The sequence below is a fragment of the Mesoterricola sp. MK458 genome (genome assembly GCF_055384935.1).
The window spans coordinates 3245192-3259821 of record NZ_AP045075.1; the positions used below are offsets into that span (position 1 = coordinate 3245192).

Annotated in this window: 11 protein-coding genes; 2 read left to right on the top strand and 9 right to left on the bottom strand. The window is 69.3% G+C overall.

Going from position 1 to position 14630, the window contains the following annotated elements:
- Positions 1-7: 7 nt before the first annotated feature.
- From ACZ5LB_RS14125 to ACZ5LB_RS14165, 9 genes are all read right to left on the bottom strand, one after another.
- The gene (locus ACZ5LB_RS14125; RefSeq protein ID WP_464602849.1) at positions 8-2719 is read right to left on the bottom strand and encodes an HAD family hydrolase; all 2712 of its coding nucleotides are present in this window, start codon (positions 2717-2719) and stop codon (positions 8-10) included.
- Between the two features lie 168 nt (positions 2720-2887).
- Positions 2888-4636: a DNA mismatch repair endonuclease MutL gene (mutL, locus tag ACZ5LB_RS14130; protein ID WP_464602850.1), complete on the bottom strand. Its 1749-nt coding sequence runs from the start codon at positions 4634-4636 to the stop codon at positions 2888-2890.
- A 1-nt stretch (position 4637) separates the two neighbouring features.
- A complete protein-coding gene (locus tag ACZ5LB_RS14135; protein ID WP_464602852.1) occupies positions 4638-5915 on the bottom strand; it encodes a glycosyltransferase family 2 protein in 1278 nt (425 codons plus the stop codon).
- A 15-nt stretch (positions 5916-5930) separates the two neighbouring features.
- Positions 5931-6743 (bottom strand): purine-nucleoside phosphorylase, encoded by an 813-nt coding sequence (locus ACZ5LB_RS14140; protein WP_464602853.1) that lies wholly within the window; start codon positions 6741-6743, stop codon positions 5931-5933.
- Positions 6740-8710 carry a hypothetical protein gene (locus ACZ5LB_RS14145; RefSeq protein WP_464602854.1) on the bottom strand — a complete coding sequence of 657 codons (1971 nt, stop codon included), beginning with the start codon at positions 8708-8710 and terminating at the stop codon, positions 6740-6742. Before ACZ5LB_RS14145 ends, ACZ5LB_RS14140 begins: the two co-directional genes overlap by 4 nt.
- A 103-nt stretch (positions 8711-8813) precedes the next feature.
- Positions 8814-9779 carry a peptidoglycan DD-metalloendopeptidase family protein gene (locus ACZ5LB_RS14150; RefSeq protein ID WP_464602855.1) on the bottom strand — a complete coding sequence of 322 codons (966 nt, stop codon included), beginning with the start codon at positions 9777-9779 and terminating at the stop codon, positions 8814-8816.
- 225 nt (positions 9780-10004) lie between these two features.
- Positions 10005-10502: a cyclic pyranopterin monophosphate synthase MoaC gene (gene moaC / locus ACZ5LB_RS14155; RefSeq protein WP_464602856.1), complete on the bottom strand. Its 498-nt coding sequence runs from the start codon at positions 10500-10502 to the stop codon at positions 10005-10007.
- Positions 10499-11152, bottom strand: a complete 654-nt coding sequence (locus ACZ5LB_RS14160) for an HAD family hydrolase (RefSeq protein ID WP_464602857.1) — start codon at positions 11150-11152, stop codon at positions 10499-10501. Before ACZ5LB_RS14160 ends, moaC begins: the two co-directional genes overlap by 4 nt.
- A gap of 51 nt (positions 11153-11203) precedes the next feature.
- Positions 11204-12574: a M20/M25/M40 family metallo-hydrolase gene (locus ACZ5LB_RS14165; protein ID WP_464602858.1), complete on the bottom strand. Its 1371-nt coding sequence runs from the start codon at positions 12572-12574 to the stop codon at positions 11204-11206.
- A 111-nt stretch (positions 12575-12685) separates the two neighbouring features.
- On the opposite strand from ACZ5LB_RS14165, the gene ACZ5LB_RS14170 reads away from it, so the two are divergent.
- Both ACZ5LB_RS14170 and ACZ5LB_RS14175 read left to right on the top strand, forming a co-directional pair.
- Entirely contained in the window at positions 12686-13435 is a 750-nt protein-coding gene (locus ACZ5LB_RS14170) for a hypothetical protein (protein ID WP_464602859.1), read from the top strand.
- Positions 13432-14583 (top strand): murein hydrolase activator EnvC family protein, encoded by a 1152-nt coding sequence (locus ACZ5LB_RS14175; RefSeq protein ID WP_464602860.1) that lies wholly within the window; start codon positions 13432-13434, stop codon positions 14581-14583. Before ACZ5LB_RS14170 ends, ACZ5LB_RS14175 begins: the two co-directional genes overlap by 4 nt.
- Positions 14584-14630 lie beyond the last annotated feature (47 nt).

A 14630-nucleotide genomic window follows, 5' to 3' on the forward strand; every position in this document is an offset into this window, starting at 1 on the left:
CTGCTCCTTAGGCGGGCGGGGGATTGCGCATGGCAAGGGAGAGGCTCGTGCCGAATATGCGGTTCTCGAAGAGGTTGTCCACCACCTCGAACCTGTCCTCCGTGCCCCCGGTAGCCATCCAGTGGGTGAAAAGCGGCTTGCCCGCACCGTTTCCGAAGGCCTGGGAAGGATCCGCCCCCCCGTGGCAGACGCCCACGATGCTTCCCGGGGCGACGAAGGGCGTGAAGCCCCGCAGGAGCGCCAGGACGAGGTCCTCGGGCAGCCCTTCCGAGAACAGGAGGAGGCAGGGTTCGTCCTGGCGGAGCAGGAAGGACAGGCGGCGAAGCCCTTCCTGGGTCAGGAGGCGCACACCCGTCCGGCAGAAGCCGGGGACCATCTCGTTGGCGGGGCCCACGGGTGCCTTGGCGTCCAGGTACAGGACCCTGGGCAGGGACTCGGGAGCAAGGGCCTGCCCCGCCAGGCCGGGCACCGGCAGTTCGTACTCCCGGGGCCAGGGACCCTCGCCGGCCTCCTGCGCGCCGAATCTCGTTTCGAGCCAGTCCAGGAGCCAGAGGGCTTCCCCGTCGTTCCCTTGGCCCACCAGGCACACCTGGCCAAGCCCGACGGAAGCCATGAGCTGCTCAAGGTAATGCCTCTCCTCCGGACCGAAGGCCAGGGGCAGACCCCGGAAGGCGGCCCGGGCCCCGACCCGGCCCATGGGAGCGGTGGCATCCCAGCGGAGGGCCAGCGTATGCATCAGCTTCGGGTTTTCCCGGGCCAGGACAGCCTGGGGCCAGTAGCATTCCGGATGGCGCTGGAGGGCCTCCATGCCGCCTTCCCTGAAGTATTCGACGGTCTTGTCGTCCACCAGCGGCTGGCGGTAGTTCACCCCGTAGTTCTCGTCATGTTCCAGGAGGCCCAGGGCCAGGGCGTCTTCCCGGGTGGGATAGTGCAGCATCCGGACCACGATGGCGTACAGGCGCCGGTCGATGTCCGCCAGGAGGTCCTGCAGGGGGGCCCCGCGGCGGGGCGCCAGGAAGCGCAGCCAAAGATCCTGGAAGGTGAGGATCCCTTCCTTGATTCGCCCCTTGGTCACCTGTTCGGGTCCGGTGACGGAGAAGGGCCCCAGCACGGGCACGACCTTGCCGTCGGGGTCCCGGCGGTAGCCTTCGGTGCTGCCCACCATCGCGGTGATGGCGATCTCCAGGAGCAGGGACTTGAATGACCACGCCTGGGTGAGGAAGCCATGGGCCTCATGGCCGTCCAGGGCCAGACGGGCCGCCCGGGGCGTGTTGGCCAGGTAGCAGCCCACGAAGCGGATCTCCCGTCCCCCGTGGCGGAGGATCTGCGCCATGTTCTTCTGGATGCTCCCGCTCCACCCCAGGTCCAGGACGCCCACCGTGGCTTCGCCACCGATGATCTCCGAGAGGTACTCGAAGGCGAGGGCGTGGCTCTCCCGGATCCCCTCCTTCATGGCGGCCGAGAGGGTTTCGCTGTTCAGGAGCGAATTGAGGAGCCAGCGCAGGGCCTCCGGGGATTCGACCTTCTGCGCCAGAAGCTCAGGCGTGAGCCCGATGGACTGGCGGCTGATCTCCATGAGACCCAGGATCTCCAGAACGTCCTGCCAGGCCAGGTTCGGGCCACCGAGCAGGATCTCCATCATGCGGTCCACGGCGGGTTCGCCCAGGGAAGCCGTCGCCGTGGACTTGCGGGACACGTAGCAGGGCACCACCTTCAGGTTCACCTGGCGGGCGCTGGCGGCCCTGGAGAGAAGTTCCCCGAGGAGTTCGCCTTCGCGCATCAGCGCCAGGACCACCGTCACGCCGGCCCGCTGGTAGTGGCCCAGGGCCCAGTCCACGAACCGGGCCAGAAGCGGGCCGAAGCCCATGGCGCCCTCGAAATGGCCGTCAAGGGGGTTGCAGCCCCCCAGCCGGGACGCGAGCACCCGGATGCTGTCCAGGGAACCCGCGGCGGGGTGCGCTTCCTGGCGAAGGTGGTTCTCGGTCCTGAAGATCGCCTGGTGGACCCCAAGGCGTCGCTGGTATTCCACGGGTTCGATGCCGACGGCGATGGCGGCCCTGACGTCGGCCACGGGATTGTCTCCGATATGGAGCACCTCGTTGCCGTGCAACCCCGTTTCCCGGAGGAGGAGCCGGAAAAGATTCGTGTCGTATTTCGCGCAGCCATGCTCGCAGCTCGCCCAGACCCGATCGAAGTGCCGCGGATTGAAGCCCTCGCCCTGCAGCAGGTATTCCAGCTTCCGGGCCTCGTAGAAGGTGTCGGAGACCACCGCGGTGGCGTAGCCCAGGGACCGGAGGAAGCGCACGAAGCTGGCCATGGACGGGTTGAGGAAGCACAGGTTCCGGTCCACCTCCCACTCCAGGGCCGCGGCCCGGGCCGGGTCCAGGACCACTTCCCCCATTTCCGCGTAGATCGCGGCAAGGTCGACCTCCGTGGGCCGCCCCTCGCGCTGGGCCCGCTTCCGGGCGCCTTCGTCCGCGGCGATGCGCACGTGGTAGAACGCCTCCGGGGAAAGCTCCCGACGGAAGAGTCCCTGCGCCTGGATCCTTCGCCCCACCTCCACGTAGAGGTCCGAGGGTTCGGCCGTGAGCCGGTGCACCAGGGTGTCGAAGAAATCAAAGGTGATCAGACGGAAAGGCCGCGGCGTCACCGTCAGGCGCTCGTGGAGCCCGCCAAGCCAAGGATCGTGCAGCCAAAGCTGTGGGTCATCCAGGTGCATGGGCCTTCCTCAGAGGCGAGCGGGCAGAGCTTGCCGCCCGGTCTTGGTATCGTAGTCAGGTCCAGGGCCAGAACGTCCGATTAATGGCGCACGGACACCGGGATCTCCAGCCTGGTTTCAAGATCCATGCCGAGAGGCCGCGTTGCGATCCCCAGGATGGAAGACCCCTCAGGCCCTCCGCCCGAAGCTTCTCTCCAGTTCCGTCCGCGTCAGTTTCTTGATCACCGGCCGCCCATGGGGGCAGGTGTGCGGCACCTCGCAGGCCATGAGGTCCTCGATGAGGCGCTGGGCAAGGTCGGCCGGCAAGTGGTGGTGCTTCTTGATGGCGCTGCGGCAGCTGAGTTCGGCGTTGAGTTCCCGGCGGAAGTGGTCCAGGTCCACGCGGCCGATCTCTTCCAGGCGCTGGAGAAGGTCGGCGAGCAGGGCTTCGGGGTCCCGGTCCATGAGGAAGTCGGGCAGGCCGCGCACCACCACGGCGTCCCCCGCGAAGGGCTCCACCTCCACGCCGGCTTCGGCGAAGGTGTCCAGGAAGGGGGTCAGGCGGGACATGGCCTCGGGGCCCACGCGCACCACCCGGGGGGGCATGAGGGGCTGCACGGCGGGCTGATGCTTGCGCAGGAAGTGGCGCTCGTAGAGGATGCGCTCGTGGGCCACGTGCTGGTCCACCAGCCACAGCTCGGGTTCGGCGCCGCCCGTCACTTCGGCCAGGAGGTACGTGGAATCGAAGGAACCCAGGTAGCGGACCCTGGATTCCTGCGGGGGTTCGGCCACGCGGACCGGTTCCTCCTGGCGGGGGAAGGCCGCCTCCAGGGCCTGGTAGGTGCCGGCGCCGGACCAAAGGTGCGGGTGCTCGGCGGCCACGGGGGCCAGGGGGCGGTCCAGCTCCGGTTCCAGGGGGCGGGGGGGCAGGTCCAGCACGGAGGCCAGGCCGCCGCGCAAGCCGCTCCAGGCCTCGCGAAGGGCCCGGCCCACCCAGGGGAAGATGCGCTGGGGCTCCCGGAACCGCACCTCGGCCTTGGTGGGGTGGACGTTCACGTCCACCGCGTCGGCCGGCACGTCCAGGAACACCACGGCCGCCGGGTACGAGCCCTTGGGGAAGAAGCCCTCCCAGGCCGAGGCGAGGGCCGCCAGCAGGAGGCGGTCCCGCACGGCGCGGCCGTTCACGAAGAGGTATAGATGGTTGCGGTCCCGGAAGCTCAGTTCGGGGGGGGAGACGTAGCCGTGGAGGGTCCAGGGGGCCGTGCCGTCCCGGAAGGGCACCAGGGCGGTGAGCTTGTCGCCCAGGAGCGGGCCCAGGCGCTCGCCGGGCACGGACACCGTGGGCAGGGTGAGGCGGCCGCCGCGGTCGGATTCCAGCAACCAGTGGATGGCCGGGGTGGCCAGGGCCATGCGGGTGATCACGCCCCACAGGTGGGCGTGCTCGGTCTCGGTGGCCTTGAGGAAGCGCCTGCGGGCCGGGAGCTGGGCGAAGAGGTCGCGCACTGTGATCGTGGTGCCGTGGCTCCGGCTGAAGGGCTGCACCTCCTTGATGACGCCGAATTCCGAACGCAGGCGGTGGCCGGCGCCGTCCTGCTCGGCCGAGGCCATGTCGAAGCGGCTCACGGAGGCGATGGAGGGCAGCGCCTCGCCCCGGAACCCGAAGGAAGCCAGGTGGCCCAGGTCGTCGGCGGTGCGCACCTTGCTGGTGGCGTGGCGCTCCAGGGCCATGTACAGGTCGTCGCGGGCCATGCCGCAACCGTCGTCGGCCACCTCCAGCAGCCGCTTCCCGCCGTCCTCCCAGCGCACCTCCAGCCGGGTGGCGCCGGCGTCCAGGGCGTTCTCCACCAGTTCCTTGAGCACGGAGGCGGGGCGCTCCACCACTTCGCCCGCGGCGATCTGGTTGGCCACCTGGTCGGGGAGGACGCGGATTCGGGGCATGTCAGCAGAGCTCCAGGAGGCGGGCGAGGTCGGGATGGCCGGGGAAGGCGGCCAGGCCCAGGGTGAGGACCTGGCGCCCCTCGGCCTTGGCACCCTGGCGCAGGAGGAAGACGCCCACGAGGTTGTGCCAGCTCCCGTCGCCCCCCTGGGGGCAGTGCTGGATGGCGCCCCAGGCGTCGCGGACGGCCTGCTCCATGCGGCCCTCCTCCACGCCCAGGCGAACCAGGCGGCCCCACAGGGGCGCGTCGGACGGCGCGGCCTCCAGGCCGGCGTCCAGGATGGCCCGGGCCGCCGCCGGGTCCCCGGCCCGGGCATGCAGGTCGGCCAGGTCCAGGTAGGCCGTGGTGTAGCCGGGGGCTTCCCGGATGCAGGCTTCCAGCAGGACCCGGGCCTCCTCCCTGCGGCCCAGGCGCTCCAGGGAGACCCCCCGGCCCACTGCGGCGGGAAGGCTGCCGGGGAGCTCGGCGAAGACGCGCAGGGCCTCCTCGTGGCGCCCGCAGCGCTGGAGCGCCGTTCCCTGGGTGAGGATCAGGGCCGGGGGGAGCTCCCGGGTGAGCGCGCGATAGCGTTCGGCAGTGCGAACCGCCAGTTCCCAATCCTCGGCCGTGGCGGCCTGGATCACCACGTTGAACAGGCACAGGGGGTCCCCGGGGCGGTCCCGGGCGTCCCGCAGGGCCAGATCGAGGTAGACGGGCTTCTTGGCTTCCACCCGGGCGGGGAGGGTGAACCCGTAGTGGTGGATCACCGCGTCCAGGTCCGGGAGGGGGCCCGGGAAGGAGGCCTCCACGCTCTCGTGGATGCGGCCCCGGAAGGCGACGCCCGGCATGCGCCGGAAGAGCCGCACGGCCCGGGTGTCCCCGCAGGCGGGCCAGGGTGCGCCCTCGGTGTACCCGCCGGGGTTGGGTTTGGCCTGGGCATCCATGAGCGTGTAGGCGGCGTCGGGCAGGTAGCTGCGGATGAGCACGCGGTAGGCGTCCGCGCCCCCGCAGGCCGCGCGCAGGGCGGCATGGTCCCGGGCGTCCACGGCCTCGTCGGCGTCCAGCACCAGCACCCAGTCGCCGGTGGCGTGGGCGAGGCTGGCGTTGCGGGCGGCGGAGAAGTCACCGGTCCAGGCGAAATCGTGCACCGCGGCGCCCCGGGCCAGGGCCAGGGCCCGGGTGCCGTCGGTGGAGCCGGTGTCCACCACGACGATCTCGTCCACGAGGCCCCGGACGGAATCCAGGCAGTGCCCCAGGTGGGCCTCCTCGTCCTTCACGATCATCGACAGCGTCAGCTTCATCCGGTAAGGATATGCCTAAAGCGCCAGGTCCCGCAGGAAGGTCCGCACGAGCTTCTCGAAGTTGGCGGCCGCGGCGGCGCCCGCTTCCAGTACCTCGGCGTGGGTGAGGGGCTGGGGCAGCATGCCCGCGGCCATGTTGCACAGGCAGGAGATGCCCGCGGCCCGCATGCCCTCGTGGCGGGCCACGATCACCTCGGGGACGGTGCTCATGCCCACGGCGTCGGCGCCCAAGGTGCGGAAGGCCCGGATCTCGGCGGGGGTCTCGAAGCTGGGGCCGGTGACGGCGAGGTACACGCCCTGCTGCACCTCCTGGCCCAGGGCCTTGGCGGCCGCGAGGATCTGTCCGGACAGGGCGGGGTCGTAGGCGCCGGTCATGTCCGGGAAGCGGGGGCCGGGATCCTGGTTGGGGCCAATGAGCGGGTTGGTGCCCATGAGGTTGATATGGTCGTTGATGACCATGAGCTGGCCCACCTTGAAGGATGCGTTCACGGCACCGGCGGCGTTGGTGTGCACCACGGCCTTCACGCCCAGCCGGGCATGCATGCGCATGGGGGCGGTGACCAGCGACATGGGGTTGCCTTCATAGAAGTGAAAGCGGCCCGCCTGCAGGACGACCTTCCGGCCCTCCAGTTCGCAGAAGATGAGCTTGCCCTGGTGACCCTGCACCGTCTGAACGGGAAAGCCCAGGTCGGTGAAGGGGATGGATACGCCCGCCCGGGCTTCGGCGCAGCCGGCCAGGGCGCCGAGCCCCGAGCCCAGCACGAGGGCCAGGTCGGGCACGAAGGGGGCGCGGGCCCGGAGGATGTCGAGAGCTGGCTGGATGTTCATCCTTTGACCTTATCGAGATGGATGGTGACCTGGGTGTCGGAAACCAGGGTCGATGGGCTGAGCAGGCGGACCCGGAAGCGGTGCCAGTTGGGCGTGCTCAGGTCGCCGGGGTTGCCCTTGATGGTGAGGGGGAAGGACGTGTCCGTGCCCGCAGGGAAGAGGTAGGGGTTGGCGATGTCGCCGTCGATAACCACCTCGATGGACGCGCCGGCGGGCAGGGCGGGCACCGTGGTGGCCCGGAAGGTGTAGGTGCGGTCCAGGCCCCAGGAACTCATGGCGTAGAACACTTCGCCATGGGAGTTGTTGGGGTAGTACTCCGCGACCTGCTCCACGTTGTCGGCGTCCAGGTAGTAGCGCTTGATCTTGGAGGCGGCGGCCATGGACAGGGTGAAGCTGGGCAGGGGCGTGGCCAGGGAGTCGGGATCGGAGCCCCAGACCGTGGTGTACTTCGGCTTGATGGCCTCGGCGGCGGTGGTCCAGGGGATGTTGAACTTCGCGCAGAGCGGGGTGAGCACCCCGTCCCCGAAGAAGGTCTTCAGGTCGGAGGTGTCGGCGCTGGTCTTGTCCTCCTGGAGGCGGGCCAGCTGGGTGTAGATGCTGTTCACGTCCGTGCTGATGGTGGCCGATCCCGACGTCATGGTGGGGGCGAGCCCGGAATAGAAGCGCGTCAGGTTCTGGGCGGTCATGTTGGGCCAGGTGGTGACGGTGCCCGGGGACGCGATGCTCCCGTTGATGAGGGCCAGTTCCCAGGTGAGGGCCGTGATGGCCGGGGCGGAAAAGGGGCCGATCTGGGCGGGGGTCAGCTGGCTGAGGTCGCGGATGTCCCGCACGGCCGCGTAGCGGTCAGCCCCGGTGCCGGCGGGCAGGAAGGGGCGCTCCAGGAGGGTCGCGGCGATGGCGTCGCCGAAACCTTCCACCAGGGCCAGGTCCGGCGCCAGGCTGGTGGCGGGGACGCCCGTGGGAAGGACGTTCGTCTTGCCCTGGCTCAGGATGGTGTTCCGGGCCATGAGCGCGTAGAGGGTGGCGGGATCGAAGGCGTCGTCCGGCTGGGGGACCCCGTCGATGGTGCCGCCGCCGCAGATGGAACCCATGTAGCGGTAGGTGGCCCCGTCATAGGATCTGGGCAGGAGGCTCGGGCGGTATTCCACGAAGGTGCCCCGCCGGGTGGACAGACCGGGGCGGTAGTGCATGGTCAACTCGCTGACGCCGGTGCCGATGGGCACGGCGTTGCCGATGTTGTTGTTGAATTCGTAGAAGGAGTCCAGGATGGCCGGGATGCGGCTGCCGGCCGCGACGGTCTCGGGATAGGGGAAACTGCTCTGGTAGGGCATCCACCACTTGGGCAGCACCACCATCCACGGGTCGTTCAGCCCGATGTCGAAGTTCACGACCACGTCGGCGGTCCCCACGGCCGCCGGCGTGGCGTTCGTGGTGGAAGACGTGCCATCAATGGATTTCCGAATTACGTAAACCGTTCGATCGATGACCTGCCGGGTGCTGTAGATGCCATCCGGATCGGAGCTGAGGGTGACGACGGCGGCGGGGGTGGTGGGCTGGGTCATCTGCCCCTCCACCTCCACGAAGGTGAGGTAGTTCTTGAGGACGCCGATGTTCGCGATGTACTCGCCGCTGCTGGAGGTGGTGGACTGGGCGACCAGATTCCACACGTCCTGGACGGTGAAGTCCGGCATCGTCTCCCGGCGCACCTGGAAGACCCGGATGCGCAGGCCCCGGGCCGGCACCGAGGTGAACTTCGCGGGATCCGTTTCCAGCCCGAGGGGAACGCCGTTGGCGTCGTAGCGCATGGGCACCCGCGTGTAGGTCACCTTGCCGGTGATCTTGAAATCCACGGCTTCCGCGGCCTTCTCGGCCAGGGACTTCTTGGTGCACCCAAGCCCGGCGGCCAGTACGAACGCTCCCAAAAGCATGGCGGCGCACGCGCGCAGCCCGTAATGACGTACAACCATGATCACCTCGTACAACCGCCCAAAGGCCAAGCCTAACATGGCAAACCCAAACATGCTCGTTCCAGGCAGGGGTGCTGCGAACGGACGCAAGGTTCTGGAAAAATCAATGCCTTGTCTTGGGAGCCACCGCAGCCTGGTTCTCGGCGATCTGTTCGGCGGGGATCTCCTCCACGTCGTTCAGGTACGGCAGGGGGTTGATCACGCTCCCGTCGAGGCGCAGCTCGAAGTGGAGGTGGGGGCCGGTGGCGTTGCCGGTGCGGCCCACTTCGGCGATCTTCTGGCCCCGGTGGACGATCTCGCCCTCCCGCACGAAGTTCCGCCGGTGGTGTCCATACACGGTCACGACGCCGTTGCCGTGGTCCAGGATCACGAAGTTGCCGTATCCGCGCTTCATGGAGCCCACGGTGACCACCTGGCCATCCATGGCGGCGAAGACGTCGGTGCCCGTGGGGGCGTTGAGGTCGACGCCCTTGTGGCTGCCCCGGTACTTCACGCGGCGCCGGGAGGCCTTCACCTTGATGGTCTTCGAACGCATGCGGGGGCCCCAGGCGGAGCTGACCGTGCGGGTCTCCACCGGCCAGAGCAGGTCCAGGCGGGTCGGATCTGCGGGGGTGAAGGCCGGAGCGGGGAGAACCACCGCGTCGGCGGGGTCCACCGGAGGCAGGACGGACTTGATGCCGGCCAGGGCCGGACGGTTCTCCTCCACGGGAGCCATGGCCGAGAGATCCCGGGCCGTGGCGGGGAGGATCCGCTCCAGGTGGGTGAAGGTGGTGGGGCCGGGGGCGGGGGTGGCCGGCAGGGAGGGCACGGACGCGCCCGCCTTCCGGTGGGAGGCCAGGGCGGGCTTGCCCTTGACCTTGACCATGGAACCCACCAGGAGGCGGTCCAGGTCCAGCCCGGGGTTGATGGCTTCAAGCTGGGCCAGGGAAAGGCCGTTGTCCCGCGCGATGCGCGCGGCGGTCTCACCCCTCCGGACCTTGTGGAGGCTGGAGGCTACGGTCCTGGAAGCCTGAAGGCTCCCGGTCATTCCGGAGATGGCGAGTGCGAGTGCAATAAGGGCATTGCGCATGGGTTCTCCTCATGCGGGAACGGGATTCAGGTGATGGGACGCTAGCAACCCTCCTGGGGATCACCCCATGGTGGACAATCGGAACTCTGATCCTAGCCAGCGCCCTTCCCCATGGCAAACGAAAATGCATTCCGTTTGCGCCACGGGCCGCCGGACAGGCGTGACATCATCCTTTGTTTTCAATGTGATCGGTGCCAACCCGCGGGGGGATGGAAAATGGCGGCATTATTCTTGCCAGGGACAATCCGGCCAGCTCTCCACGATCCGCCCCCGCCGTCCCCCCTCCTTGAGGAGGAGCCGCACCGGACCTACCTCCATGCGGTGGTTCACGGCCTTGAGCATGTCGTACAGCACCAGGAGCCCCAGGCTGACCCCGGTGAGGGCCTCCATCTCCACCCCCGTGCGCCCTTCCAGGGCCACCTCCACGCGCAGCCAGGCCCGGCGGAGCTCCGGGTCCCAGTGGTGGGCCACGGTCACGGCGTCCAGCACCAGGGGGTGCGCCAGGGGGATGAGGTCCCCGGTGCGCTTGGCCCCGCCGATGGCGCCGATGCGGGCCACGGTCCAGGGGTCGCCCTTGGGGCCGCCCCCCTCCGCCAGCGCCTGGGCGCATTCGGGGCTCAGGGCCAGGTAGCCCGCGGCCACGGCGCGGCGCTTCGTGGCGGCCTTGGCCGACACGTCGACCATGACGGGGCGCCCTTCGGGGTCAAGGTGGGTCAGGGTCATGACGCGCTCCAGGCCAACAGGATGTCCCGGAGGGCCGCCGTGCCGGGGGCGTAGGCCATGGGGCCCGAGGCCGCCAGGGCCTCCTCCCCGTAGAAGCCATGGCCCACGGCCACGCTGCGGATCCCGGCCCGCCGCGCCATGTCCAGGTCGAAGGGGGTGTCGCCCACCATGACCGCGTCCCCGGGGGCGACCCCCAGGCGCTCCAGGATCAGGTGGATGCTCTCGGGGTCCGGCTTGGCCTGGGCCACGTCGTCGGGGGTCACCACCGTCTCGAAGAAGGGGGTCCACCCCAGGGTTTCCACCTGCCGGACCAGGGGCACGGTGCGCTTGCTGGAGGCGATGGCCTGCCTCACGCCCCGGCGGTGCAGTTCGGCCAGGAGCTCGGACATGCCCTCGAAACCCCGGATCAGGTGCTCGTTGGCGGTGTAGTTGAAGGACCGGTAGATGGGCAGGACCTCCTCAAGGGCGCGCCCCAGGGGGCCGAAGGTGCGGGTGATCCCTTCCTCCAGGGGCAGTCCGACGTACTTGAGCCACTCCTCGCGCACGGTCCCCGGCAGCCCCATCTGCTTGAGGGCATGGTCCATGCCCGCCTCGATGATGGGCCGGGTGTCGGCCAAGGTACCGTCGAAATCCCAGATGACGAGCTTCACGCAGAAACCTCCCAGGGAAGGAGTTTCCCATGGGCCGGGCCCGGGGGGTCCTCAGAATCCGCTGACCACCTGGAAGTACCGCGCGAAGGCCGCGATCCCCCCGGAGGCCTGTTCCCAGTCGTAGTTCTCGTTGGGGGCGTGGTAGCCATGGGAGGGCAGGCTCAGGCCGAGGAAGTAGACCTCGCAGCCCAGGACGTCCTCCATGGTCTTGACCGCCCCGATGGAGCCGCCCTCCCGGGTGAAGCAGCAGGGGGCGCCGAAGGCGAAGGCGTAGGCATCCTTCACGGCCTCGGCGTAGGGTCCCGAGACGTGGCCCTTGAAGGGGGCCAGGCCGTGCTCCTCGTGGAGCTGCACGTCGGGGTGGTGGTGAGCCAGGTACCTGCGGATCAGGTCGAAGGTGGAGGCCTCGTCCATGTCGGGCACCAGCCGGCAGCTCATCTTCACCTCGGCCCGGGGGGGCACGGCGGACTTGATGCCGGGGCCGGTGTAGCCCCCCACCACCCCGTGGACCTCCATGGTGGGCCGGCCCCAGATGCGCTTCATGACCTTCAGGGGGTTCTCGGTGCGCAGGCCGTGGATCTCGTGGTCGGCCTTGAAGGTCTCGACGGAAAAGCCGGAGTTGGCCCATTCCTTCAGCTCCTTCCGGGAGGGCTTGACCACCTTCTTATAGAAGTGGGGGATCTTCACCTTCCCGGTGTGGCCGTCCACCATGCCGGCCACGACGCTCATGAGTTCGGCCAGGGGGTTGCGGGCGGCGCCGCCCACCACCCCTGAGTGCAGGTCGTGGCTGGCGGTCTCCAGGGTGAGCCGGAAGCCCTTGAGGCCCCGGAGGCCGGCCGGGGTGCTGGGCTTGCCCCGGGTGATCCACACGGTGTCGCTCACCACGATGGCCTGGGTGCCCAGGAGGTGCTTGTGCTTCTCCAGGCCGCCCCGGAAGCTGGGGGACCCGATCTCCTCCTCCAGTTCCCACAGGAAGTGGACGTTCAGCGGTACCCCGGCCTCCCGGGCCGCCATGGCCCCGAAGAAGGCCGACAGGGCCGGTCCCTTGTCGTCGGTGGTGCCCCGCCCCTTGTAGGTGTCGCCCTGGATCTCCATGCGGAAGGGCTCCGTCGTCCACTCGGGCTCGTTGGCGGGCTGGACATCCATATGGTTGTAAACCGTGAGGGTGGGCAGGGCCGGGTCCAGGTCGTAGCGGCCCAGGACCAGGGGGTTGCCTTCGGTTTCCAGGATGGTCGCCTCCCCTCCGTGGCGGCGGAAGAGGTCCACGGCGGCCTCGGCGCAGCGGCGGATGTCGCCGGCCCGGTCCGGGTCGCTGGAAACGGAAGGGATCTCCACGAGGGTTCGGAGCTCGGCTTCGAAGGCCTGGCGCTTGGACTGGGCGAAGGCCGCCAGGGCTTCACGGGTGAGGGCATCGGCATTCATGGCGTCTCCTGGGGACGGGCCTCTACCATAGCTCCAGGGCGGTACCCCGGAAAGCGGAATCCTCACCCGCGCGGGGGCACGGTACAATTGACCGGAGAACCAGGAGAAGGCATGGATCGTTTCGGAAGTTCAAGACTGCGCATCGTCTGGACCAGCATCTGCCTGCTGCTGACCGGGCTCGTCCTGGGCGGCATCCAGGGCATCAACGGCGACGGCCAGCTGATGGTCTTCGGCTCAGGCATCCCCCTGGGGTTCATTGACGATCCCAAGGCCTGGGCGGCGGACATCCTGGGGCGGTTCCTTTTCGCGGTGGTTCCCGCCGTGATCCTGCTGGGCGGCATCTTCCCCCTGGGCGAGTGGCTGGCCTCGGGATCCCGGCCCGAACGGTTCAAGGGGCTGACCCTGGGCGCGCCGCTGGCCTTCGCTCACGGCCTCGTCCTGAGCCAGATCGCCATCCTGCCCATCCTCGCCGCCAGCTACCGGCTCCTGGGCAATCCCCTGGCCCCCCGCATCCTGCTGGCCGACACCAACGCCGTGCTCCTGGGCCTGGAGCTGCTGCTTTGGTCGGCCGCCCTGGGGTGCCTGCTGAAGTCCAACCGGGGCCTGGCGGTCATCCTCGCCTTCGGGCTCCAGGAGGTGGGGCGCGTCATGGCCTGGGGCGGCGAGTTCCTGGGCGACCTGGACGTGCCCAAGGCGGCCGTGAAGACCATGGCCTTCCTGGGACGGGCCCTGCCCAGCACCCAGCTGCCCTCGGATCCCTTCGCCTGGAAGGCCCTGCCCCTGACCCTGGGCCTGCCCATCGCCCTCGCGGCGCTCCTGCTGCTCCTGCCGGGCAAGTCCCCCAAGCGGAGCAAGGCTTGAGACGAGCCGCCGCCTTCGTCCTGGGCGCCGCGCTGGCGGCCCAGGAAACCCTGCCGCCCCCCCAGGACCTCAACCAGGTCAAGGGCCGGCTCACGGAGATCCAGGCCGCGCTCACGGCCGTGGACCAGCAGATCACCGCCCTCAAGAAGCGGCGGAAGGGGGTCCTGGTGGAGCTGCAGGCCATCTCCCTGCAGGCCGACCGGGTGCGGGCCCAGGCCGAGCAGGCCCGGCTCAAGCGGGACCAGGCGCAGATGGAGGTGCAGTCCATCAGCCGCAAGAAGGAGGAGATCAACCTGGAGATCCGCCAGCGCCGCAACGAGCTGCGCAAGGAGGTGCGGTGGATGCAGGCGCTGGGTCCCCTGGGGGACCTGGGCCTGTTCGCGAGCTTCGCCACCTTCGAGCAGTACCTCGTCCAGGGGCGCTACCTCACCTACCTGCGCAACCAGGAGCGCATCCGCCTGGACCGCATCCAGCACCTCCAGACCGACCTGGCCCGCCGGGAGGTGGAGATCCAGGAGGCCATGAAGCGGCTCACCCGGGAGGAGGAGGAGGCGGTGCGGTTCCAGGCCAGCCTCACCCTCAACGAGGAGCGCCTGGGTTCCTTCCTGGACGGGCTGCGCTCGGACGAGTCGCGCCAGAAGGCGGTGCAAGCCGAGCTCGCCGAGGAGGCCCTGCAACTGGAGCGCATGCTCACCCAGCTCCTGGGCAAGCCCCGGGCCGACGCCTTCGAGAGCCCCGTGGCCTTCGCGAGCCTGCGGGGGGAACTTCCCCAGCCCACCCCCGGCTCCCTGGCCCAGGGCTTCGGCGAGCACCTGCACCCGCGGTTCCACACCCGGACCATGCAGAGCGGCCTCCTCATCTCCGCCGCCGCCGGCGCCCAGGTGAACGCCGTGGCCGACGGGAAGGTGGTCTTCGCGGACATCTACCAGAGCTTCGGGCCGATGGTGATCCTGGACCACGGGGGCGGCTTCTTCTCGCTCTACACGCACCTGCGGGGGATTTCCGCCGCCAAGGGGCAGATCCTCAAGCAGGGGGAGACCCTGGGCACGGTCGGCGTGACCGTGGACGGCCCCCGGCTGGGCTTCGAGATCCGGCACCTCACTCAGCCCCAGGATCCCAACAAGTGGCTTAGGCAGCATTACCGCTGATAGCCCTTGCCTGAAATTATTAATTGATTATTATTCAAACGTGTCCA

Coding starts and splice junctions, on each gene's coding strand:
- ACZ5LB_RS14125 (WP_464602849.1), bottom strand. CDS start 2,719: ATGCACCTGGATGACCCACAGCTTTGGCTGCACGATCCTTGGCTTGGC.
- mutL (WP_464602850.1), bottom strand. CDS start 4,636: ATGCCCCGAATCCGCGTCCTCCCCGACCAGGTGGCCAACCAGATCGCC.
- ACZ5LB_RS14135 (WP_464602852.1), bottom strand. CDS start 5,915: ATGAAGCTGACGCTGTCGATGATCGTGAAGGACGAGGAGGCCCACCTG.
- ACZ5LB_RS14140 (WP_464602853.1), bottom strand. CDS start 6,743: ATGAACATCCAGCCAGCTCTCGACATCCTCCGGGCCCGCGCCCCCTTC.
- ACZ5LB_RS14145 (WP_464602854.1), bottom strand. CDS start 8,710: ATGGTTGTACGTCATTACGGGCTGCGCGCGTGCGCCGCCATGCTTTTG.
- ACZ5LB_RS14150 (WP_464602855.1), bottom strand. CDS start 9,779: ATGCGCAATGCCCTTATTGCACTCGCACTCGCCATCTCCGGAATGACC.
- moaC (WP_464602856.1), bottom strand. CDS start 10,502: ATGACCCTGACCCACCTTGACCCCGAAGGGCGCCCCGTCATGGTCGAC.
- ACZ5LB_RS14165 (WP_464602858.1), bottom strand. CDS start 12,574: ATGAATGCCGATGCCCTCACCCGTGAAGCCCTGGCGGCCTTCGCCCAG.
- ACZ5LB_RS14170 (WP_464602859.1), top strand. CDS start 12,686: ATGGATCGTTTCGGAAGTTCAAGACTGCGCATCGTCTGGACCAGCATC.